The organism is Dyadobacter frigoris (assembly GCF_005280585.1).
Classification (GTDB): domain Bacteria; phylum Bacteroidota; class Bacteroidia; order Cytophagales; family Spirosomataceae; genus Dyadobacter; species Dyadobacter frigoris.
This window is the reverse complement of record NZ_SZVO01000004.1, coordinates 481,576-506,112: the sequence shown is the minus strand read 5'-3', so window position 1 is coordinate 506,112 and position 24,537 is coordinate 481,576. Positions and strand designations below refer to the sequence as shown.

Here is a 24,537-nt window from a genome sequence, read left to right as displayed (position 1 = left end):
TCATTTCAACGATGTTAGTCAGATAATTAGGGTTTTCAAGCGGGTGCGCAGAGTTGGCCCCGTAATACCCGCCGCCGTTGGTACCCAAATGTTTAATCGCAACAAATGCTGCAACCGGGCCTGTGGAAACCTGAACGGTATCTCCCTGCATGTTGACGATCGTATCTTTTCCTTCAAACGTCATCGGCGTTCCGTTGAAAGCCAGAATAGCAGCAACAAGAATAGAAAGTGGAAGCAGGATTCTTGTACAGGATTTAACCATCAAATTGTAGAAGTTACCCAGTTTGTCCGTTGTGCGTTCGCGCAAGGCCATAAACAAAACAGCTGCTGCGGCCATACCTGTTCCCGCTGTTACAAAGTGAAGGAACATCAGAAATAGTTGAGACAGATAACTAAGCCCGGATTCGCCGGAGTAATGCTGCAGGTTACAGTTTACGACAAAGGAAATACTGGTATTAAAGGCCAGATCAGCCGTTTGACCGGGGTTTCCATCAGGATTTAGCGGCAGCCAGCCCTGGTTCATTAATACAAACATGCCCAGCACAAACCAGACCATGTTGATGGTGATCAGCGAAAACATATGTTGTTTCCAGTTCATTTCGGCCTTTGGGTCAATACCGCTGATTTTGAAAAACAACTTTTCGATAGGGTTAAAAACAGGATCGAAGGAGGTTTTTTCGCCTGCGTAAACTTTTGCTATGTACCTGCCCAGCGGTATTGCAAAGGCAATCGTCAGGACAAACATGGCAATGATTCCAAATAATTCAGTGTTCATTTTTTTATTAATTTAAATTCGATTTCGCTTTCCAGAAAATGATGTAAACCATCGATAAAACAACCAGCCATACAAAAACAATGGTGAGAACCTCCCACAGCCCTGATTTGCTTTTGTTGTCTTTACCGTGCGTTTCCATGACTTTGGGATCAGAACTTTTCAGGTTTGATCAAAACATAACAGATGTAACCAAACACACATATTGAGACTATAAAGAGCGCTGCCATGATTAGATATTTTCAAAGAAGTTTACTGTTTTGTAGAAAAGCGCGAAACATAAAATTCCGGCAGATAATAAGAGGATTGTGATCATAAAATTTAAATTTATTTGAGTAATTGCGTTTTGCTTGTACTAATACCAAACTTATTCCGAATGAAGTTTAAATTATTTAACTACCTATAAATCAGAAAAATAACAACATAAACATCAATCTAAACCCTGATAAAAGCAACTCAAAATGATAGGATTTTATCAGAATGAAAGGTTTAAAGTGAAGTAGCGTTTCAAGCTTTTCCATGACCTAGAATGCGTTGATTTGTTTGATGTATTCCTTTTTCAAGGCATTTGGAAGAATTTTTTCGGTGTTGAAATGTTTCAATTCCAACATGCCGGAAACAGAATATAGGTAGACGTTTGAAATCGCAGTTTTGGTTTCTTTGTTTCCGTTGATAAAAAGACTTTCAGCGATGGCGAAGCATTTTTTCGCGCGTGACATATTACCTCTTACAATCATGGTTTGGGTGATGTCAGCAAATTTTTGCATCTGTTTGTAAATTCCCCTTGTTATTTTCCTTTTCATCGTTTTTGTAAATTGATATGAAAAGGTGGATACCAAAAACAAACCACAATTTTTATTTTAGGGTTAATTTATTGTATAACAATTATTTAAAAATATATAATTGTTATGAAGCCGAATAATGGCGTATAATTTTGATCTGATTTTATCAATTTGGAAGATTCGTGAATCAATCCACCCCGGAATAAATTCCGGCGCTACAATGTCGGCCGTGCCTACGGCATTTTTTAATTGGAAATTTCAAATTCCGTACGAATGCCCGCGATCTGGCCCGTCATTACAACCGCGGAATTAATTCATCAAATCCAACCAACAAATGCCGTAGGCACGGCCGACATTGTAGCGCAGGGTTTCAACCCTGGGAAACGAACGGGCGAGGATAACGCGACAAAAAAATCCGCCAACCAAAATTCAAAAAATTTCGATTGGCGGAAGAAAATGATCTTTTCTAAACTATTAAATATTCTTCTTTTTCAATTCCTTAACAGCAAAATCCGCAGCTCTTGCCGTAAGCGCCATGTAAGTCAATGATGGATTAACACAACTTGCCGAAACCATTGCCGCCCCATCCGTAACGAACACATTTTTCACAGCGTGCATCTGGTTATTTCCGTTCAAAACAGAAGTTTTCGGATCACGACCCATGCGAGCCGTTCCCATTTCGTGGATTGCCATACCAAGATAAGATCCGTTGTCATGTGTTTTCACATTTTTAACACCAGATTTTTCAAGCATTTCGGCCGCATCGTTCATCATGTCCTTACGCATTTTCATTTCATTTTCACGTAATTCTGCATCAAAAACAACCGTAGGCATACCCCATTTATCTTTCTTTTCTTTGTTCAGATACATCCGGTTTTCGTGGTAAGGCAATGTTTCACCAAATCCACCAAAACCCATGGTCCACTGACCTGGTGTTGTTAATTCTTCTTTGAAATCTGCACCGAAAGCAAGTTCTGCCACATTGCGCTGCCATCCCTGACGACCGCCGCCACCCTGGTAACCAAATCCGCGAATATAATCACGTTTGTCAGAACCAATATTTTGATAACGAGGCACATAAATTCCATTTGCACGGCGACCGAAATAATATTTATCCAAATCACCTTCCCAAACACCACTGGCGCCCGTACGGAAATGGTGATCCATCAGGTTATGACCCAGCTCACCTGAATCATTACCCAAACCATTTGGAAAACGATCAGATGTTGAATTTAACAAAACCAATGAAGTACCGATTGCACTTGCACAGACAAAAATTATTTTGGCAAAATATTCACGTTCCTGCAAAGTCACAGAATCCGTAACCTTCACACCTGTCGCTTTTTGTTTTACTTTATCGTAAACAATTTCTCTCACCACAGAATCAGGACGAAGTGTCAAAAGTCCCGTTTTCACAGCCGGCGGTAATGTACTTGATTGCGTACTGAAATAAGCTCCATATGGACAACCATAAGAGCAACGGTTACGATATTGACATGGAGAACGGCCACCTTCCAGCTGGATTTTGTCTGGCTGTGAAAGGTTTGCAACACGTCCAATCGTCATCGTACGACCAGGGAATTGTTTTTCCAGTCTCTTACGAACTTCTTTTTCAACATGATACATTTCCATAGGCGGAAGAAAATCACTATCCGGAAGTTGTGGCAAACCTAATTTTTCACCAGAAATACCAACATGTTTTTCAACATAAGAATACCACGGCGCAACATCTTTATAACGGATAGGCCAGTCAACCGCAATTCCATCTTTCAAATTTCCTTCAAAATCCAGATCACTCCATCGGTAAGACTGACGGCCCCACATAATCGATTTTCCGCCAACAATATTTGGTCTGAACCAGTCGAATCTTTTCCTTTCTTCATATGGCGAATCAGAATCGTTCATCCAGTACTTTTCGGTCATCTCATTATAAGGATAATCCCGGGAAAGAAACGGATGCGTTTCTTTTTGTTTTACCGTCAGGCGACCATTATATTCCGTTTCCCAAGGTGCTTTCAAAGCATTTTCGTAACCGGTGACGTGTTCAAGTGGTTTCCCCTTTTCCAGCATCAATACTCTCAACCCTTTTTCTGTCAATTCCTTCGCTGCCCAACCGCCCGATACTCCGGAACCGATTACGATGGCATCGTAGGTCATATCTTTTATTGCATCAACGTTTAAATTCGCCATGGTGATAATACTTTTAATAAATTTAGAAAGGTTAAGATCTTAAAGTGCCCAGGTTTTTTGTCCTTCTTTCATCGGATAAGAACCTTCAAACCGACCAGGAATTGGCAGATAATCCAATGCTTGCGTCGCTCCGGTTTCGGATGTGAAATAAGCAGTCACTGTAAGTCCTTTCATTTGTAAGAAAAAAGGCTTGTCAGCTGTGGTACTACGCTTTATAATCTCATTTTTCTGAGCAGTATCGAGTGCTACAAACCCCTTTCCGTAGACATCGTTGCTGTCTTTATTCAACCTTTCCACACCGGCATAAAACTTATCCTGTTCATCTTTTACATAACAGTCTCGCATCACACGTGTGATAAACTTTTCAGCTCCGGCAGCTTTTGCGCCAGGTGTTTTCGTCGTCGGAATGATTATGTCGGCAATTTCAGCAAGCAATGCTTCCTGCTCGGCTGAAACTTCAACAGATGGGCCGAAGTTCAGCTTCTCTCCCATTACACCAGCCATTAAAGGTGCAGAAATAACGCCTCCCATCAGAAGGGTTAATTTTTGAACGGCTTCTCTACGATTCATCTCAAAAGAAAATGGTTAATAATTGATTCAGGATTGGTATCTCAAAGCTTTGATTCAACGAAATTCAAGTTTTGATCAACTTCGAAAGATAATTAAATATTACGATTTAACTTTAACATTTTCAGTTTTCCGAACTTATTTTTCCATATTTTTTTCAATATTATCAGTGTTTAAGTATATTTTTTCAAACAAAAAAAAAAATTACATTTTTATTTTTTGAAATATTTGGTTGATATGTCTACCTATTTTACCTTTGTATCATGGATATAGAAGTTAAGGAACTCAATAAAGCTAACTATGAGCGTCTGAGCAAAATGATGTTATTCAACATTATCACGGTTGCGCATCTTGTAGGCAGGAATACCAACAAGGAACTGGCCAAAATGGGCTATACTTTGCAGGTTGAACAGCTTCAGATATTATTCGTTGTTTACCTGCGCGAAGGGAATTCACCATCACAACAGGAAATCGCAAACTTCACCCAGAAGGATAAAGGAGGCATACAACGCTCGGTTCAAACACTTTCCCGAGATGGTTATGTCAGGATTGTTGGTGACTCAAATGATCGTCGAAAAAACCTGATTGAATTAACACCAGCCGGAAAATTGGTCGTGACAAGAATGATGGAATCGATCGAGGATATTGACAGACGAATGACTGCTTCAATCAGTCAGGATGAAATTGATTCTTTGATCTCCATTGTCAGAAAGATTTCAAAAGTAATGAAAGAGTAAAAAATTTGGATATATAGTTGATATATCCACAGTAGACACATCAACCTATTCGCATGAAAAAAAGATTTTTTTTAAAACTGTTTGTAATGCTTGCCCTGCCCTCACTCACGCAAGCACAGACCGCCTGGTCATTAAAGGATTGCATCGATTATGGACTCAAACATTTCGGGACTGTAAGAATTGCACAATACCAAAAAGAGAATGCACGGCAGCAGTCACGCCAGGCTTTGGCGGGTTATCTGCCTCAGATTTCGGGTACAGGAACTTTGGATGATAACCTGAAATTGCAGATGACTACTTTACCCGCAGGGATTTTAGGCCCGGAACCTACAAGGGTTGCTTTTGGTACAAAGTATCAAACTAATTTTTCTGCCTCTGCGGAGCAGGTTATTTTTGATCAGTCATTATTGACTGGTATCAAGGCAAATAAACCGAACCAGCAGCGTGCAGCGCTTAACGAAAGGCAAACGCAGGAGGAAATCATCTATCAGGTTTCAAAGAATTATTATCAGGTTTTTGTCTCTCAGCAGCAAATCTCACTTTTACAGGATAATTTGGAAAAAACTCAGCAAGTGCTGAATATTCTGAAATTACAGCGTGATAATGGTGTAATTCAACCAGTTGATTATGACCGGACGGACGTTACTTATAACAGCAACAAGTCGCAACTATTGCTTGCAAAAACAAATGTAACGCTGGCAATGAACCGGTTGAAATACCAAATGGGACTTGATCAGGATCAGAACTTGGTCCTGGGAGATTCAATTCTGCTAACCCAGCTTCCAGGAATTGAGCAGAGCCAGTTTGATGCTAAAAACCTTACAAGCTATCAGCTGAACGAAAATGAACTGACGCTGAACCGTCTGGATCAGGAAAGAATAACGGCCGGATACTTGCCACGACTAAGTTTTAATGCCCGGTATGGTCAATTGGCTTTGACCAATGAATTTGGTAATGCATTCAAAAACTTCAATGGATTCAGTACGATCGGGTTGAAACTCAATATTCCAATTTTTGATGGTTTTAACAGAAGTGCACAAATTCAACAGGCAAAAATAAAAGTCGTGACCCAGGAAGAGCAACAAAAGATGAACGTGCAATCTTACCGCTTAGCCTTCAACAATTCCCAGTCACAGATTCAGCAATCTCAAATCAATGTAGAAAATGACGACCGGAATGTGAAACTGGCGAGAAAAGTCTATGACATGACAACGCTTCAATATAAGCAGGGAACAGCGCCATTGACGGATCTGATCAACGCTGAAAATTCTTACCGCCAGGCGCAAACGGATTATGTGAATTCGCTGATAAATTTCTATCAGGCCAAGCTTGATCTTGAACAGGCGCAAGGCACGTTACTACCTTTCTTTAATCAACTTTGACATTACAAATAGTATAAGGCAATGAAAAAAACAACATTAATCATAACACTAGCTGTCCTGGCCATTGTGGTTTTAATAGGCGCCCGGCTGGTTTCCAATAAGAAAACTATTGATGAAAAGAATAAGCCAGTCACAGCTTCTAATGCTCCGATTCCGGTAACCGTCATTTCGGTAAGTGAAGATACAGTTAGCCAAATGCTCCTTAAAACCGGGAATTTGATCCCTTTCCGTGAAACTTCCATCATGGCCACCAGTCAGGGACAGGTCTTAAATGTAAATTTTGATCTCGGAACTCAGGTTTCAAAAGGTTCTACGCTGATTCAGATTGACAATAAATTGAATCAGCTCGCTTTGCAGGCGACCCAGCTTAATATTGACAAACTGAAAAAAGACGTAACACGTTATAACACGCTCTATGCCGGAAACGCCACGACCGAATTACAGCTGAACCAGACAAAATATGATTACGAAAATGCTGTCAATAAAGCGGAACAAATCACAAAGCAAATTCAGGATGCAACGGTAAAATCGCCGATAAGCGGAAGAATTGTGAAAAAAGATATTGAGGTAGGTGAATTTGTGAATGCAGGTACCGTTTTGGGTACAATTCTGGATGTGTCAAGATTGAAAGTACAAGTGATGGTCAATGAAAAAGATGTTTACCAGCTTCATGAAGGACAAAAAGTGAAGGTTAGTGCGGATGTGCTTTCAGGTAAAATCTATCCCGGACAAATTTCTTATATAGCGCCAAGAGGTAATGAGGAGCATAGTTATCAGGTCGAAATTACTGTAATTAACGCAGGCCCGCTCAAAGCCGGAACGTTTGTTAATGTCGATTTTTCCCAAAAATCAAAGGAAAAATCTTTACAGATTCCTCGTATTGCTTTGGTTGAAAGTATTAAAAATCCTTACGTCTATGTGGTTAACAATAATGTGGCACAACAGCGCAAAATTACCGTTGGACGCGAATTGGGAGATCTTATTGAAGTACGCGGCGGATTGTTGCCAGGCGATCAGGTTGTAACAACAGGGCAGTTAAATCTTACGGACGGAAAACCTGTTCAGATCTCAAAATAGGCCGGAAGTATATTTCGGAAATCTTTAAAACATACAACTATGTCTATAACCGAATTATCAGTTAAAAGACCGCTGTTGATTACTACCGTTTTCACCGTTTTAATTCTTTTCGGTGTGATCAGTTACCAGCAGCTCTCCTATAATCTTTTGCCCAAATTTGAGGCAAATGTGATCAGTGTTTCAACAACGTATCGTGGAGCTTCTGCGGATGAAGTTGAAACAAATGTTACGAAAAGAATTGAAGATGCATTGGCTTCCATCGAAGGATTAGACCGCATTAATTCCACATCTCAGGAAGGTGCTTCTATCGTGGTTATCCAGCTAAAAAATGGTGTAGACGTAACACTTGCACAACAGGATGCGCAACGAAAAGTGGAGCAGATTATCAATCTGCTGCCTGATGAAGCAGATCGTCCTACGATTAACAAATTCTCGACGGACGAACTTCCGGTTCTGCGGATGGGTGTAACTGCGAACATTTCTCCGGCCAAACTTTACGATCTGATTGATGATGAACTTAAACCACAGCTTTCAAATGCTGCCGGTGTCGGACGGATCGATTTGATTGGAGGAAATCAAAGAGAAATTCAGATTAATGTTGATGCTCAGAAATTGAGAGCTTATAATCTTTCAATCGGGCAAATTGCTGGGGCTATTAATAATGCAAACACCAGTTATCCGGCAGGACAGCTTGAAACAAGAGAATCACAGTTATCCATTCGTTTTGATGCTTCGGTTGCCAATACTGACGGGTTTAGAAATCTGGTGGTTTCCAGAACATCGGACGGTGGTGAAGTGCTGCTAAAAGATGTAGCCGAAGTTGTAGATGCTACCTCGAAACCTACGGCTATTAACCATATCAATGCGAGACCTTCAATAGGTTTACAGGTTTTGAAACAATCGGATGCGAACGCTGTAGAAGTTAGCAAGCAGGTGAAAGCAAAAATTATTTCCCTTGAAAAACAATACGCTTCAACCGGACTAAAATTTAACATCGCGGCGGATCAGTCTACTTACACACTGGCTTCGGCAAATGCAGTTGTTGAAGATTTATTCCTTGCCGTTGCGATTGTTTCGGTCGTTATGCTTTTGTTTTTACATAGTTTCCGGTCATCACTTTTTGTTTTGGTTGCCCTGCCTTCTTCCATCATCCCTACATTTATTTTGATGTATTTGTTAGGATTTTCCTTGAACCTGATGACGCTGATGGCACTTTCTCTGGTCGTTGGGATTTTAGTAGATGACTCGATTGTGGTATTGGAAAATATCAACAGACACCTTGAAATGGGAAAAAGCCGCTGGCAGGCTGCTCTTGACGGACGAAGCGAAATTGGTTTTACTGCCCTTGCGATTACGCTTGTAGACGTTGTAGTTTTTATTCCTTTGGCGATGACGGGCGGACTGATTGGTAATATTCTTCGTGAATTTTCTCTTGTTGTCGTGTTCTCTACTTTGATGAGTTTGTTTGTTTCCTTCACCCTTACGCCACTTTTGGTTTCAAGGTTTGGGAAACTGGAAGTATTAAGCAAAACTTCTCTTTGGGGTAGATTGAATATTGGTTTTGAAAATCTTCTGACACGTCTGCAAAATGCTTATGGCCGGATTCTTTTGAAAGTTTTGAGTCATAAAAGATATGTATTTCTTGGCGTCCTGGCTTTGCTGATCGGTGCAATTGCATTAGTTCCGACAGGATTTATCGGTGCTGCTTTTATGCCGGCAAGTGACCAGGGAGAGTTTACGGTTCAAATTGAACTTGCCCCTACGGCTTCGATTTATGAAAGTAATAAAGTCACTCAGATCGCAGAGCAAATGCTGTTGAAACATCCGGAAGTAACGAACGTTTTCAGCAATATCGGATATAGCAGCAATAACCTTACGTCTTCGTCCAACAGTAATTTATCAACTTTGAATGTCAAGCTGATTGATAAAAAGAATAGAATTGTTTCGACCGAAGATTTTAGTGTTGTGGTGAAAACAGAGATCGCAAAAATTCCTGGAACAAAAGTGACGGTTAGTCCAACCGGTTTGGTAGGGACGTCTGAGGCACCTATACAAATTGCCGTAAAAGGGACAAATCTTGATTCGATCAGAAAAGCATCTGCGATGGTGAAAAAAGTAACAGAATCCATTCCGGGAACTCAGGATGTAAAATATTCCGTACAGGATCCGAAGCCAGAGGTAAAGGTGATTCTGGATCGAGACCGTATGGCGCAACTTGGTATCAATGCCGCAGAAGTTGGTGTTGCTTTACAAAACGGTTTCCGTGGTGATGACCGTTCAAAATTCAAACAAAATGGAAAAGAATATGATATCCTGGTAAGTCTGGATCAATTTGACCGTACCAATGCTTCGGATATTCGTCAGCTGCTTTTTGTGAATAATCAGGGACAATCTTTTCAACTATCCCAATTTGCTTCTGTTGAAGAACAAATCGGTGAAAGTGTTTTACAACGAATTGACAGACTATCTTCCATTTCTGTAAATGCGCAGGTTGTAGGTCGTCCGGTGGGAACGGTTGGTGCTGATATTAAGGCAAAAGTGACAAATTTGAAATTTCCTAACGGGATTACTATTCAGTATCTGGGTCAGATGCAGCAGCAGGGCGATGCCTTTGGAAGTCTTGGACTTGCGCTTGTGATTGCGATTTTGCTCGTTTATTTTATCATGGTTGGACTTTACGAAAGTGTCGTTTATCCTTTTGTGGTATTATTTTCAATTCCGGTCGCGTTAATCGGAGCACTTTTAGCACTGGCGTTAACTATGGAAAGTTTAACGGTTTTTGCAATTGTAGGGATGATCATGCTTCTCGGTCTGGTTGCTAAAAATGCGATTTTGATTGTCGATTTTACCAATCATTTAAAAGAACAGGGACATGAGGTGGTGGATGCTTTGGTTGAAGCCGGGAAAGAACGTCTTCGGCCAATTTTAATGACTACGCTGGCAATGGTTTTTGGTATGCTTCCAATTGCGATGGCAAGTGGAGCGGGTGCTGAAACTAAAAATGGTATGGCCTGGGTGATTATCGGCGGGTTGTCAAGTTCTTTGATTCTGACTTTGCTGCTGGTACCTTCGGCTTATCTGGTTGTGGATAGAATTAAGGCGCGTTTTGAGAAGAAAAAGCCGGAAGTTGTACCGCCGTATGAAGTGAGTGTCGGGTAAAGGTTTCACGCAAAGTTACAAAGCTAAAAACGCAAAGACCGCAAAGTTTAACTCTGCGCCCTCCTATGTTTGTAAAGAATAAAAAGTTCTTTGAGAATATGTTAAGATACCAATAAATTTGATTGTGTAAAGTGAAAAAGAGCGGGAGCACATTAGCGGTCAAGCAACTTTTTAGTATGCTCTCGCAAAGAAATTGCCCCGCTCTTTTTTATCTCTTCGAGTTTGAACAGAATGTAAGGAATAAGGCAAGGCTTTATATCCGCAATATCCAGCCAGGAGACCAAACCGTGAGAGATTTTTTCACTTTATTATTCTTTCATCAAAAAAATGAATTGGTATGAAAAAGGTGATCAAACAAGTATTGGGTATTGATGTTGCCCAAAAAGAGCTCGTGGTTTGTCTGGGCAGGATGCATGATGACTGGACACCGGAGCTTTATGCGAACAAAACTTTTGCCAATACGTCCAAAGGTTTTTTATTGGTTCTCTCGTGGATAAAAAAGTTGACTATTCCAGATCTGCCGGTTCGTTATGTGATGGAAGCCACGGGCGTATATCATGAATCTTTGGCTTATTTTTTAAAAGATCAAGGTCTGCAAGTTTCTATTGTACTGCCCAATAAAATCAGCAACTATGCGCGTAGCTTAACAATCAAGACAATAACGGATAAAACTTCTTCTGAAGCCATCACCCAATTCGGCTTGGAACGCAGCCTGGACGAATGGAAAAAGCCTACACCTATCTATAAAAGAATGAGGCAATTAACCAGGGAGCGCGACCAGATTGTACTGGAAAGAACTATGGTTAAAAACAATTTACATGCAGAACTGAGCGAAGCCCAGCCCAATGAAACATCCCTGCAACGGATTAATAAACGAATTGTGTTCCTGGACAAACAGGAAAAGGAGATCACTGCTGAGCTCTCAGAGTTAATAAAGGAAGACGAAAAAGTCAGTGGATATGTAAATGTTCTTTGCTCTTTGCCGGGAGTAGGACTATTGACAGCGGCCACCGTTTTAGCAGAAACCAATGGATTTGATTTGATCCGTAATAAACGGCAGCTGACCAGTTATGCAGGCTTGGATGTCAAGGAAAAACAGTCGGGGACATCAGTCAGGGGGAAAAGCAAAATATCAAAGAAAGGGAACAAGTATTTGAGAAAAACAATGCACATGCCTGCATTGTGTGCCATCAGATATGATAATCGTTTCAAAGGCTTGTTTATCAGATTGGTTAGCAGGCATGGTATTAAAATGAAGGCAGTCGTGGCAGTCCAAAGAAAATTACTGGAAATGATGTATACAATATTTAAAAACAACGAAAAATACGACAAAGAATACCTAAAAAAACAGTTGGCAGGCGATCCTGCGGCAGGCGATCCTGAACAAACACAACCTGAAAACATAAACAAAATGGCCGTATAAGAAATTAGGGACGGTCATAAAATGAGCCATCCCTAAACAGGCTGGCATGAAGCCGCCTAAGTCACAAATTTAACGAATAATCTAAAAAATGCTTGGATCTTAACACAGAATCTTTGCGCTTTTACTTACCTGCTTCGCGTAAAACCTTTATTTTAATTCTCCCTTCTCAGCTTCTTTTTTCATATCCTGATCCGCGAAAATTGCTATTTCCACCCGGCGGTTTTTCACACGATTTGCTTCACTATCATTTGGAAATTTAGGTTGAGATTCTCCATACCATTTCGTTTTAAGTCTCGATGACGGAATGTTCTCTGATTCAAGATACGACGAAACAGCTTCAGCGCGGCGTTCTGATAACTTCATATTCAAATCATCAGAGCCAGTATCATCAGTATGGCCTTCCAGCAGAATCTGAGTATCATTATACTTCGCTAAAATGCCGCCCACTTTTTTCAGTTCCTGCTTCGCATCTTCGCTTAAATCAGCAGAATTAATTTTAAATAACAAACCTGAATTGAAAGTCAGGTTTATACCCTCACCTACCCTTTCAACGGTCGCATCCGGAATGGCTTGTTTCAACTCTTCCGCTTGTTTATCCATATGTTTACCGATAAAATAACCAGCCGACCCACCCACGGCAGCACCGATCAATGCACCGATAACACTGTTTTTTCCAGTAAGTCCGCCAATGGCTGCACCGGCTGCCGCTCCACCAGCAGCACCGATACCGGTACCTTTTTGCGTATTATTCAAACTTTTGCAGCCCAATGCAAACACTAACAATAATATAACGATGCTATTTCTTTTCACAATTTTCATTTTTAGTTTAGCAATGATTTATTCGCAGATTGAAGCAGACAACAAGTCTAATCGCAGGTTTCGCAAACCCATATCCAGCGCTTTTTTCATATCTGCGCACAAAGTGTTTTTCTCCTGTTTTGTCATCCGTTTCGATAACTCTTTAATATCCGTTGTAACATATTTTTGCTGCAATTGTTTCAGCCGTGCTTCGGTTCTGATCTGATAAATTTCAAGATCATTTTTTCCCAGATCCAGCACTTTGTCGTAAGCTTCAAAGGCATCGTCATAGTTATTGATCTTAATCATCATATCACCTTTTTGAACAAAAAAGGCAGGATTTGTTGGATCAAGCTCAATCGCCTTAGTCAGATTCGTATCTGCCTCAGCAAGTTTGTTCAGCTGAAAATCAAGATGAGACAATTGAGCAAACATTGTCGCTCTGGCTTTCACGTTTTTATTTCTTTTGGTGAGATCCGTGATCTTCACAATATCCGCTTTCGCATCTTCTGTTCTTCCAACATTATTGAAAGCATAACTTCTTGCATAGTAAGCCATTAAATTTGTCTGCTTGCTAACTTTAATCGCGCTTTCCGCAGAAGCAATTGCATTATCAAATTGTTTCAACCCGTTGAAAGCGATTGCTTTACCAACATTACCTTGCTCTTTGGCATCCTTTGCAGAACAATCTTTGAGCACTTTGGTAAAAGTAATTAACGCATCCTGATATTGTCCCTGATCATTTTGCTGATTCCCCGTCTGAACCTGTTTGTAACATTTGTTAGACATGGTAATTAATTGTTGTGCACTCAGTGAAAAAGGAGTTAACAGCACAACCAAAACAAACGATTTGATTTTTGTTGTCATAAAAGATGAAGTGAGCTGATTATTGATTTCTGATTCTTATAGCTCAACGTTATTTTGTATTAAAACTCTTGTCTTAAAATATAATGCCTATCGTAAAAATCAACCAAAAATCTGATAATTAATTTGCTTAAAGATCTTGCAGAATTTCCCTGATATGCTCAACACTTTTGAATTTTTCGCTTTCAATTGTGTTCTCAATCTGTTCATGTGCCCAGGTAATATGGTAAGGTACATGCACTGCGTATCCACCAATATTCAAAACCGGCAATACATCTGATTTCAAAGAATTCCCTACCATCAGCAGATTTTCCGGCATGATATCCAGATGTTTAATCAATTTGAGATAATTGGCATCATCTTTTTCTGACATGATTTCGATGTGATGAAAATAATGGCTCAGTCCTGATTTTTTCAGTTTTCTTTCCTGGTCAAGTAAATCACCTTTGGTAGCAACTACCAGCTTGTATTTCCCTTTCAATTTCTCCAAAACTTCCTCCACGCCATCCAGAATATCAATCGGTTCGTTGAGCAGATTTTTACCCAAATCAAGGATTTTTTCTATATGTTCAAGACTGATTGTTTTGTCGGAAATCTTCAAAGCCGTTTCTATCATAGAGAGCATAAAACCTTTCACGCCATATCCATAAAGAGGCAAATTGTCAATTTCGGTCTTGAATAATTCACGTTCCAGCGCGTGACGTTCGAGATATTCGCTTAACAGCTCACAAAACTGCTCTTCTGTTTTTCTGAAATAAGGTTCATTTACCCATAACGTATCGTCGGCGTCGAAGGCTATTACTTTTATATCCATTGATTGTTTTTTTGATCGAAAAGTAAAAATAGAAATTTGAACTTGAATGCCAGCTATGGACTTATGGCATTTAGCAGGATCCGACAATTATCTGCTATTATCTATCACAAATATTTGAACCTAACGAGCATAGATTTCGGCTCCTTATTACTTTATTAAACTAGTCACAAAATTCTTAATTCCAATAATCAATCGACCTCATTTTCAATGAAAAATCTCCTTTCAATTCTTTTGGTTTTTCTCGCAATAATATCTTCCTATGCTCAAAAAGGTGCCAGACTTGTTGTCAGAGGTGACGACATGGGCTATTCACATTCCGGAAATCTTGCTCTGATAAAATGTTATAAAGAAGGAATTCAGACTTCCATCGAAGTTATTGTTCCCTCGCCCTGGTTTCCGGAAGCTGTCAAAATGCTAAAAGAAAATCCCGGCGCTGATGTCGGCGTCCACTTGGCCATCACCAGCGAATGGGACAATGTGAAATGGCGGCCGTTGACGGATTGTGCAAGTTTGAAAGATGAAGATGGATATTTTCTTCCCATGATTTACCCTAATAAAAATTACCCAAAACGCTCAGTAATCGAAAATAACTGGCAGTTGTCCGATATTGAAAAAGAATTCCGGGCACAGATTGAAATGGCTTTAAAAAAGTTGCCGCGCATTAGTCATTTGTCCTCGCACATGGGTTGCGCCGGCATAACGGAAGAAGTAAAAGCATTGACAAGAAAACTAGCAAAAGAATATAAAATCCCGGTTGATCCCGAGCCGAAAATTGATAGATATGTCAGTTATGATGGCCCTCGCAAAACGTCTGAGGATAAGGTAAAAAGTTTTATCTCAATGCTCGATAAACTTGAAACCGGCAAAACCTATATTTTCGTTGATCATCCGGGACTTGATGATGCAGAACTTAAAGCCATCTCGCACATTGGATATGAAAATGTCGCCGAAGACAGACAAGGTGTTACGGATCTTTTTACGAGTGAAAAGGTGAAAGCTGCTATTAAGGAAAAAGGAATTCAACTGATCGCTTATAAGGATTTGGCTGAGAAGAAATGAAGATTTTAATATCCATTCATTTTGTATAAAACATCTTTCTATTATCCGTCGGACGGCAGAAAAAGCCGTCCGACGGATAATAGAAAGTAGCAATAAACTATAAATCCGCTTATTTCATCAACTTTCTAATCAAGAATTCAGCAATCGCCTGATCAACTTTAACCTGATTTGAAAATTTCATCCAGTGATGGGTATCGTCCGGAATAATCAGTTGTTCAAATGGAATATTCTTTTGTTCCAGCCTTCTCGCAAGATCCACACTTTGAGAAAAATAAACATTACGGTCGTCATCTCCGTGAATAAATAAAACCGGCGAAGTCCAGGTATTTACATAGGCAATCGGCGAAGATTTGTAGACAACTTTGGCCGCAAGAGCAGCATCTGGTGCAGTTTTACTTCCTTCATTTACAAAAGCCCAGTCATGTACACCATGCACATCAACACCAGCGGCAAATAATTTAGAATCTTTCCCTAAAGCCATCGCGGTCAGATAACCGCCGTACGAACCTCCATAAATCCCGATTTTTTTCTTGTCCACATCTGACCGGGCAGCCAACCATTCTCCGGCAGCTTTTACATCCAGATATTCAGAACCACCATTACTTCCCGCATTGGCAGGCTTATGAAATTCAAAACCGTAGCCAATTCCTAATCTGTAATTTACCGCCAAAACGACAAACCCCTGATTTGCCAGATATTGATTAATCGCATATGTATTGGCATAATAATCACCATAATGCCAACCCAGTAACATCTGACGTGGCGGACCTCCGTGAACGAAAACAACAGCAGGTTTTTTGGATTTTGCAGCTCCTCCGGCAGGTTCAAATAATTGTGCGTAAACCAGCGTTCCATCCGATGCCTTGAAAGTTACCTGTTTTGGAATGACCAGTTTTCCCGTTGGGAAATTGGCTGGCAATAAAGATTTATCAAGGATTTTTATCGTTTGATTTGTACCAAAAGGCATTACTGCAAGCTGTGGAGGAAGCACTGCCGATGAACTTATAAAAGCAACATTTGCTCCGTCGGCGGTAACAACCGGAAATGCTTCAACACCGGTTCCGGGTGTCAAAACCTCCATTTTTGCCATATCAACTGGTACCCTAACAATATGTCTACGGTCAAGGTCCAAAACATCAGGACCTGTATTTGCAGCAAAAATCAGCCACTTACCATCATGGCTCATTTCAATATATTCACACATAAAATTACCCGGCGTCAAAAGCAAAGTTTCTCCGCCTTCCGGTTTTATGGAATATAAATGTGGCCAGCCATCTTGATAGGAAGTGAAAGTGATTCTTCCCGCCGACGACCACATCAGATTAGCACCTCCGTCTGTTGTTGGGTAAGATCCGCTCAAAGTTTTCGGCGCCGACCAGATTTTTTGTGCTGTGGATGTTGCAATATCGCCCACTAGGATATTCCACGGATTATGTTTCCTTGGTAAAATAGAATCAGGTAATCCCCCACTTGCAGGTCTTCTGACAAAAGTGATTTTCTTTCCATCCGGCGACCATTTTGGCGAGTCATCTTTGGCAAAAGAAGGAGCAATCCAGCGGATCGTTTTTTCTGTATCAGCAAAAATCCCAATAAAAGAATGATCTCCGCGGGACGAAACAAAAACCATTCCCGAGCCATCCGGAGCCCATTGAACGGAATAATTTGTTCCCTTGGTTTCAAATAAAATTTTCGCAGCAGGAGAGCCATCGGGAGAAACCTGCCATATCTGACCACTTTTTATGAAAGCAATCCTGTCACTTTTTGGAGAGATAACAGGATAGTCGCCTTCCGCCAGTATTTTCGCTTCACCACCTTTAAAAGGAATACTTAGAATTTCGACTTTCGGCATTGCAATTAATGACGATGGATTTACCGTAAGGCTATTGTCATGATTGCCGCCATGCTCTCCGCCTTTAACAAAAACAACCCATTTCCCATCCGCAGAAATGGAGATACTAGAAAGTTGCTGACCATTATCTTCATCAAAAGAAGTCAGTTTTCTTGGTTTGAATTCCGGTCCTTCTGCAACATAAATATTTCTTTTTCCCTGGTCATTATACGTCCAGGCAATTTTCGATCCGGAAGCAGAAGATGTTAACTCAGAAGCCAGCGGATAACTGATAATGTCTTCCATTTTAAAGCTTTGCGCGATGGAAGGCACCTTACTTAAAAACACCAGCAGCAAAAAAAGGAGTGATTTTTTCATTGTATAATTTAAAAACTTTCACTTAACCAGAACCGTAAACTTACTTTTCACTTTTTCTGAATTCCATTCCGTCAAAAACCAGTACGTCTGCTTTTCCACTACTATTCAAAGCAAAGCTTGCCGTTGCATTTCCATACCAGGATTTTTGATTTGGTCCATAAAACGTATCGTAATGAAAATGACCTAAGGTTGCTTTCAAGACATCATTTATATTGAACATTAATTTATTTCCAACGACCGTAACTTCCGCCTGACCGTACAAAGGACTGGTATATTTCCCTTTGTATTGCTCTAAGGGTAAAGAAGGTGACGTATTTCCGACCCGTTTCGCTTCAAAATCAAATTTTCTCTTTTTCCCTTTTTCAGCAAGATTTGTGTACAAAGTTTTAAATTCCGAGTTCCAGTCACGCGTTTCACCTAATGCAAAGCAGTCAAGGGTTTTATACATCAAAACGTGACGAACTTCCGCGTGATCATAATTTCCAAAAATATAAACGCCCAGTTTTTCATCAGGCAACTGCGCCGTTATCGCAGTTAATCCTGCAAGACTTCCCGTATGAAAATTGATTTTTTTGCCTTTGTAATCATGCTGATACCAACCCAGTCCGTAAGTCCGCCAGTTTGGCTTTATCAAACTCATCGTCGGATATTCGTCTTCCGGGAAAAATGCCTGCGATTTAAAAATTTCGGTCCAGGTTTCCGGTTTCAACAATCTGCCGCCAGCGAATTTGCTGCTGTCGAGCATACAAATAATCCATTTGCTCATATCATCCGCAGAAGACCAAACGGCGCCGGCAGAACCGATTTCACTATCAGCCCCATATTCAATTACCTGAATCGTATCGTTAATTTTGAAATGGGGTTTTGTGACGTTATCTGTTTTGATAAGCTTGCGCTTCGGCGCGGTTTGCGTCATGCCTAAACGATCAAAAATTCTTTCCTGCATTACCTCCGACCAAAGTTTCCCAGTTAGCCTTTCAATAATCCGGCCTGCTGCGGAATACATAATATTCTGATATTCAAATCCCCCTCGAAAAGGATAAACCGGTTTCACCAGTGCCATTCTTTTCAGCATTTCATTGACAGGAATATTCATAGCTCCCGTGAAAAAATCTGTCCCCGGAATTCCGCTATTGTGAGTCAGCAGATCACGGACGGTTAAGGCGCGTGTTACATAGGGGTCGTACATTTGAAGCTCTGGCAAATATTTTGTTGCCTGATCATCCCATTTCACTTTTCCCTCATCCACAAGCATACCCATCAGCGCAACCGTCATGGCCTTGGTTGTGGATGCGCAGGCAAATAATGTTTGCGTATCAACAAGTTCCGGTTTCCCAAGCTCTCTCACACCATAACCCTTTTTGAAAATCACCTGATTATCTTTCACCACCGTTATGGAAAGTCCCGGCACGTCCCATTGTTTCCGGACCATTTCAACATAATTGTCAAATTCCTTAATCTGAGCCGGCGTCACTTTTTTCTGGGCACAACAAGAGCCCGCAAAAAGCAAAAAAATGCAAAAAAGAAACTGTTTCATAACTAACGGGACGAAGTTGTTATAACAGAAGAATTAAACAAAAAATAATCATAAATACTGCGGGAAATGTGCGCAATTGTCTGCTCCCTTTCCGCAAGTTCTGCACCGGATTCGGCAACAAAAATGGCAATAGCGACATGACCGGCTCCATCCGGAAGTGTAATAATTCCAACATCATCGGTAGCACTTGCATTGAGCGAACCTGTTTTATGAGCTATCACTGTTCCCGTCGGCAGGTACCCTTTTAAGCGGGCAACGCCTCCCCTGCATCTTTCCATAACGCCAAGCAAAAGTTCACGACTTTCCGGTTTTAACGCCATTCCATTGTAAATCTGGGTTAGCAAATTTACCATAGCTTCCGGAGAAGAAGTATCGCGGGGATCCTTTTGCAGCCTCAACTCGGCAGCGTCTCTTGATTCCCGGGTTGTATTATTCCATAATTTGTCGTAAAAACCATGCGTCCACTGATCTTCTGGCGGCAGCGTAATCCCTTCTTCATCAGCAATTAACTGAATAATAGTCCGATCAATTGACATTCCCTTTATACCGAGAGCGTTCATTCGTTCCTGCACCGCTTTTGTGCCCCCAACCAATCGGAGCAAAATATCCGTCGCGGAATTATCACTGATAACCATCATTAGTTCCAGCAAATTCTGGACAGAAAGCTGCACGCCCGGTTTGGCAAAAAGTACGTCCAGTGTTCCGCTTCCGGGATGGAGATCTGACGGCTGAAGATCAACCATCGTCATCAGCGAAAGTTCTCCCTTTTCAATTTTGGTAAAAAGCTGAACTGCAATGGCCACCTTAATAGTGCTCGCCATTGGAAACAACTCTTTGAGATTAAGACTAATATGCTTTCCCGTTTCCAGATGCACCGCAGAAACCCCCACTTTTCCTTTGGCCAGTTTAGCAATACGTCCAAGCTCATGGTCCAGTCTTGGATTCATTACATTTGATATCTCTGCAACCGGTTGTATTGTTTGCGCATTTACATCCGCCTGAGACGCCAGTAATGTACAAACGAAAGAAATTTCAAGTGTTTTTAATAAATTTTTCCTGATCATAACACTGCCATTTGTTCCGTTTTAATTGCAGCCAGTGCCTGTTCCAAATCTTCGATCAGATCTTCAACATTTTCAATACCGACGGAATAGCGTATCAGACTTTCAGGAATTCCAAGTAAAGCGCGTTGTTCCTCTGTTAATTCTACATGACTTGTGGTTCTGGGTGGGCCGGCCAGTGTGCTTACAGAACCTAAGCTGGCAGCGAGATGAACCAATTTTAGTTTAGGCAAAAATGCCTTTACTGTATCATAATTTCCTTTCAATGCAAAACTCATCACACCACCAAAACCAGACATTTGCGCTTTGGCAATTTCATGTCCCGGATGGGTTTCCAGTCCCGGATAAAAGACTTCTTCAACTGCATCATGTGCCTTTAAATATCTTGCGATTTTCAATGCAGAAGCATTTTGACGTTCAATCCTTAATTCCAGCGTTTTCATTCCGCGTGCTATCATGTAGGCAGGATCCGCCTGCAAACTGGCACCATTTATTTCTCTGAAAGAAAAAACCTTTTTTACCAGCTCAGCTTTCCCGCATAAAACGCCGCCCATCGCATCTGAATGCCCACATAGAAATTTGGTAGCACTATGAAGAACCAGATCAGCACCCAATAAAAGTGGATTTTGATTGATCGGCGTGGCAAAAGTATTATCAACAACCACAACAGCGCCCACCTTATGCGCCGCTGCCGACAACCGTTTCAGATCAACAACTTTAAGCGTTGGATTTGTCGGCGTTTCCAGATAAACCAGGTCACAGCCTTTTGCTATTTCAGCTTCAATTTCTTCATGATTTATTGTTTCACAAAGTGTTACATTGATGCCATAAGCAGGAAGAAAATCTAAAAAAAGACGGCTTGCTCCGCCGTAAGTATCTTTTAAAGAAACAACTCTTTTCCCTGGACCAAGCAATGAAAACAATGTATTACTGATCGCACCCATACCAGTGGCGAAGGAAGTTGCGGCTTCGGCACTTTCCAAAATACGGATTTTTTCTTCCAAAACATGCACCGTTGGATTTGTGTTGCGGCTATAAATATGACCTTCTGATTTTCCGGTCGCAACTGCGTGCCATTCGTCCAGATCGTTGTAAGCAAAGGCTACACTGTTATAAATAGGAGATGTAACGGCGCCGTTCGGAAAATGCTCCGTCTCTCCGCCCCATACAGAATTTGTCCCTTTTCGGGAATCAGATTGGTTCATTCAATAGATTAGTTAAGCGTTGTCAGGCAGTATTTTATCAAATCAATATTATACTTCAAATTATTAAAATATCAGATTTAAATTTCGTTTTTAACCCAAAATTCAATCAATTGTAATTTAGCAAGTAACTTTCCCAAAAACAATGTGGTGGAGGAAATAGTAAGTTATCTTAAAGATTTCCCGTCAAAAGTGATAAAAAGCAAAAAATCGCCCATCGCTGAAAATGCGTTATCCATCCAATGAATTGTGGCGTTGGTCACATTTTACTTCCGCAAAACCGGTTTCCGTCGCACCTTTATGCCGTTAAATACCAATCACATGAACATGCATAAATTTTTCCTGACTATCATTATCATTCTGGCCGCCTTTATTTCGCCTGCATTTGCCCAGTTTCCAACGGGAGGCGCTGCAACTCCGAAAGCATTACCGGGCACAGCCGGTGACCAGACACCAAAAGGAACAGCTAAAATAAGCGGTACTATTCTGGATTCAGCTTCTGCCAAAGGTGTTGAATTTGCAAGCATTGCCCTTTATAACAAAACAACAGGACAAGCTATTGACGGAACGGTTGCAGATGAAAAAGGTAAATTTTCTCTGACCAAAATAGTAAATGGCGATTTCAAAATTCTGATTTCTTTTATCGGCTACGGAAACAAAACCCTTGATAACATCAAACTGGCGAAAGGACAAGAACTGGACCTTGGTACAATAAAACTTGCTTCGAACACTAAAACACTGGACGAAGTTACCGTAACAGGACAATCCGCACTGATCGAAGAAAAAGTAGACAGACTGGTCTATAATGCAGAAAAAGATATTGCTGCCAAAGGAGGTGACGCAACCGATGTGTTACGTAAAGTACCTCTTTTAACCGTAGATCTTGATGGAAATGTTTCTCTCCGCGGAAGCCAGAATATCAAGGTTCTTATCAATAACAAGCCAAGTACGATTATCGCGAGCAGCGTTGCGGATGCCTTGAAGCAAATTCCTGCGGATCAGATCAAAACGGTGGAAGTAATTACCAGCCCTTCTTCAAAATACGATGCGGAAGGTTCAGGAGGTATTATCAATATCATCACCAAAAAGAACAGCTTGCAGGGACTGAATCTGAATGTTGATTCAGGCGTTGGTAACCGTGGATCGATGCTTTCTTTGAACGGAAGTTATCGTAAAGGAAAAGCAGGCTTCAGCCTTGGAGGATTTGGTCGTGGAAATTATAACACCAAAACCACAACATCGCTGGATCAGTCAAGCATTGTGGATAATGTTACAACATTAACCAACCAAACAGGTACAGGATCCAGCAAAGGACTTTTTGGTCAGTACAGTTTAGGATTTGATTATGACCTCGCGAAAAACCAAAGCATTACGGCCGGTGTGCGTTATGGTGTAAGAAACATGCTAAGTCAGCAAGATCTCATCACCAAACTTTTTGAAAACGGAAAGCAGACTTCAACATCAGGCAGAAATGTTGATACCAAAAACCTTTCCGGAACAGTGGATGCCAACATTGATTATCTGCATACTTTCAAACCTCAGCAGGAATGGAGTGTTTCAACACTTTACAGCCGCAATGATCTGACGAACAATTTTGATGCTGATATTTTGAATAGCGACAACCAGATTGCCAGCCGCCAGCGTAACCTGAATAAAAGCATCAACGAAGAATTTACGTTGCAAACGGATTACCAGACACCGATCAAGAAAAATCAGCTGCTTGAATTTGGAGGAAAAGGAATTTTCAGGAAAGTAACGAGTGGTTACAGCTATTTGCTTGCTTCGCCAACCGGAGAATATGAAACAGAAGCGGGACAGCCTGCCGGAGATTTATTGTATCATCAGAATATCGCTGCCGGATACTCTTCTTACACATATACAACGAAAAAACGATACACATTTAAAGGAGGACTTCGTTACGAACATACCTTTATTGACGCCAGCACAAAAGAAAGCGGATCGCTTGGCGTAGGGAATTACGGTGTGCTCGTTCCCAGTGTAAATGCTTCGAAAACGATCAAAGGTGCAACATTGAAACTGGGCTATAACCGCCGTATCCAACGCCCGGGATTGCAGCAATTGAACCCAAACTACAATGCATCCAATCCACAGAACATTACGATTGGAAACCCAAAATTACGTCCTGAACTGACCAATAACTTTGAAGTTGGTGTGAGTAAAAACATCAAGAAAACTTTCGTGAATGCGACATTTTTCGGACGGATTACGAACAATGCAATTTCACAAATCCGTCAGCCATCAGATTCTATCTCGGGCGCAGTTGTAACTACCTATCAGAATATTGGAAAGCAACATGCATACGGCACCAACCTTTTTGCAAACGTAGCTGCAACAACCAAAATCAACGTTGGTCTTTTCATGAATGCCTTTTATTCGACACTGACGGGACAAACAACCGGCAGAGACGGATTATCGAGGGAAATAAGCAATTCAGGTATGAACATAAGCGGCGGTATTTTTTCTCAGGCTACTTTCAAAAATGGCTGGGGGGCACAGGCTTTCGGTTTTATGCAGGGAAATACGATTCAGTTACAGGGAAAACAGGGCGGTTTTGGATTTTACACACTGGGTGTGAAAAAAGATTTCAAAAACAAAAAAGGAAGTGTGGGAATTGCTGCTGAAAACTTCCTGAGCAAACGATACACGATCCATACAGAACTTAATTCCGATTTGTTTAACCAGGTTAATAACGTGCATCTTTACAACCGCGGTATCCGCCTGACATTCAGCTATAAAATTGGAAAAATGACGATGGATGCACCAAAAAGAAAAGCGAAGTCTGTTAACAACGACGACGTAAAAAGCGAAGGTGGCGGACAAACTCAATCTGGCGGAGCAGCACCGGGAGGTGGCACACCGAAATAATCTTCTACCTTTGGAACCTGT

20 protein-coding genes are annotated in these 24,537 nt (G+C 41.0%); 7 read left to right on the top strand and 13 right to left on the bottom strand.

Annotation, left to right across the window (positions count from 1 at the left end; genetic code table 11):
* The 6 genes from FDK13_RS11390 to FDK13_RS11370 form a co-directional block, all read right to left on the bottom strand.
* Positions 1-775, bottom strand: a 775-nt coding sequence (locus FDK13_RS11390) for a potassium-transporting ATPase subunit KdpA (protein WP_137340100.1), incomplete at its 3' end; no start/stop codon positions are given.
* 7 nt (positions 776-782) lie between these two features.
* Positions 783-914 (bottom strand): hypothetical protein, encoded by a 132-nt coding sequence (locus FDK13_RS36410; RefSeq protein WP_262711817.1) that lies wholly within the window; start codon positions 912-914, stop codon positions 783-785.
* Between the two features lie 10 nt (positions 915-924).
* Positions 925-1,002, bottom strand: coding sequence for a potassium-transporting ATPase subunit F (locus FDK13_RS36610; RefSeq protein ID WP_137340128.1), 78 nt, complete (start codon positions 1,000-1,002; stop codon positions 925-927).
* A gap of 294 nt (positions 1,003-1,296) precedes the next feature.
* Positions 1,297-1,575: a DUF7674 family protein gene (locus tag FDK13_RS11380; protein WP_137340099.1), complete on the bottom strand. Its 279-nt coding sequence runs from the start codon at positions 1,573-1,575 to the stop codon at positions 1,297-1,299.
* 453 nt (positions 1,576-2,028) lie between these two features.
* On the bottom strand, positions 2,029-3,744 hold the full coding sequence (locus FDK13_RS11375) for a GMC oxidoreductase (RefSeq protein WP_137340098.1): 1,716 nt from the start codon (positions 3,742-3,744) through the stop codon (positions 2,029-2,031).
* A gap of 39 nt (positions 3,745-3,783) precedes the next feature.
* Entirely contained in the window at positions 3,784-4,314 is a 531-nt protein-coding gene (locus tag FDK13_RS11370) for a gluconate 2-dehydrogenase subunit 3 family protein (RefSeq protein ID WP_137340097.1), read from the bottom strand.
* A gap of 260 nt (positions 4,315-4,574) precedes the next feature.
* On the opposite strand from FDK13_RS11370, the gene FDK13_RS11365 reads away from it, so the two are divergent.
* From FDK13_RS11365 to FDK13_RS11345, 5 genes are all read left to right on the top strand, one after another.
* The gene (locus FDK13_RS11365; protein ID WP_170982782.1) at positions 4,575-5,048 is read left to right on the top strand and encodes a MarR family winged helix-turn-helix transcriptional regulator; all 474 of its coding nucleotides are present in this window, start codon (positions 4,575-4,577) and stop codon (positions 5,046-5,048) included.
* 53 nt (positions 5,049-5,101) lie between these two features.
* On the top strand, positions 5,102-6,430 hold the full coding sequence (locus FDK13_RS11360; protein ID WP_137340096.1) for a TolC family protein: 1,329 nt from the start codon (positions 5,102-5,104) through the stop codon (positions 6,428-6,430).
* 21 nt (positions 6,431-6,451) lie between these two features.
* Positions 6,452-7,507, top strand: a complete 1,056-nt coding sequence (locus tag FDK13_RS11355; protein WP_137340095.1) for an efflux RND transporter periplasmic adaptor subunit — start codon at positions 6,452-6,454, stop codon at positions 7,505-7,507.
* A gap of 39 nt (positions 7,508-7,546) precedes the next feature.
* Complete coding sequence (locus tag FDK13_RS11350) at positions 7,547-10,666, top strand: efflux RND transporter permease subunit (RefSeq protein ID WP_137340094.1); 3,120 nt, start codon at positions 7,547-7,549, stop codon at positions 10,664-10,666.
* Between the two features lie 337 nt (positions 10,667-11,003).
* Positions 11,004-12,089, top strand: coding sequence for an IS110 family RNA-guided transposase (locus tag FDK13_RS11345; RefSeq protein WP_137340093.1), 1,086 nt, complete (start codon positions 11,004-11,006; stop codon positions 12,087-12,089).
* A gap of 147 nt (positions 12,090-12,236) precedes the next feature.
* Here FDK13_RS11345 and FDK13_RS11340 read toward each other — a convergent pair whose 3' ends face one another.
* From FDK13_RS11340 to FDK13_RS11330, 3 genes are all read right to left on the bottom strand, one after another.
* Positions 12,237-12,908, bottom strand: a complete 672-nt coding sequence (locus FDK13_RS11340) for a YiaD family glycine zipper/OmpA-like lipoprotein (RefSeq protein ID WP_137340092.1) — start codon at positions 12,906-12,908, stop codon at positions 12,237-12,239.
* A gap of 18 nt (positions 12,909-12,926) precedes the next feature.
* Positions 12,927-13,754, bottom strand: coding sequence for a tetratricopeptide repeat protein (locus FDK13_RS11335; protein WP_137340091.1), 828 nt, complete (start codon positions 13,752-13,754; stop codon positions 12,927-12,929).
* A gap of 127 nt (positions 13,755-13,881) precedes the next feature.
* Positions 13,882-14,565: an HAD family hydrolase gene (locus FDK13_RS11330; protein WP_137340090.1), complete on the bottom strand. Its 684-nt coding sequence runs from the start codon at positions 14,563-14,565 to the stop codon at positions 13,882-13,884.
* Positions 14,566-14,772: 207 nt separating this feature from the next.
* Between FDK13_RS11330 and FDK13_RS11325 the strand changes: the two genes are divergently transcribed.
* Positions 14,773-15,624: a polysaccharide deacetylase family protein gene (locus tag FDK13_RS11325; RefSeq protein ID WP_137340089.1), complete on the top strand. Its 852-nt coding sequence runs from the start codon at positions 14,773-14,775 to the stop codon at positions 15,622-15,624.
* 109 nt (positions 15,625-15,733) lie between these two features.
* Here FDK13_RS11325 and FDK13_RS11320 read toward each other — a convergent pair whose 3' ends face one another.
* From FDK13_RS11320 to FDK13_RS11305, 4 genes are read right to left on the bottom strand one after another with little or no spacing between them, the layout of a single operon-like run.
* The gene (locus FDK13_RS11320; RefSeq protein WP_137340088.1) at positions 15,734-17,830 is read right to left on the bottom strand and encodes a S9 family peptidase; all 2,097 of its coding nucleotides are present in this window, start codon (positions 17,828-17,830) and stop codon (positions 15,734-15,736) included.
* Between the two features lie 40 nt (positions 17,831-17,870).
* Positions 17,871-19,367 (bottom strand): serine hydrolase, encoded by a 1,497-nt coding sequence (locus FDK13_RS11315; RefSeq protein ID WP_137340087.1) that lies wholly within the window; start codon positions 19,365-19,367, stop codon positions 17,871-17,873.
* Between the two features lie 2 nt (positions 19,368-19,369).
* Entirely contained in the window at positions 19,370-20,431 is a 1,062-nt protein-coding gene (gene bla / locus FDK13_RS11310) for a class A beta-lactamase (RefSeq protein ID WP_137340086.1), read from the bottom strand.
* On the bottom strand, positions 20,428-21,633 hold the full coding sequence (locus FDK13_RS11305; RefSeq protein ID WP_137340085.1) for a cystathionine gamma-synthase family protein: 1,206 nt from the start codon (positions 21,631-21,633) through the stop codon (positions 20,428-20,430). The genes bla and FDK13_RS11305 overlap by 4 nt, the downstream gene beginning before the upstream one ends.
* Before the next feature lie 318 nt (positions 21,634-21,951).
* Between FDK13_RS11305 and FDK13_RS11300 the strand changes: the two genes are divergently transcribed.
* Complete coding sequence (locus tag FDK13_RS11300; protein WP_137340084.1) at positions 21,952-24,516, top strand: TonB-dependent receptor; 2,565 nt, start codon at positions 21,952-21,954, stop codon at positions 24,514-24,516.
* Positions 24,517-24,537 lie beyond the last annotated feature (21 nt).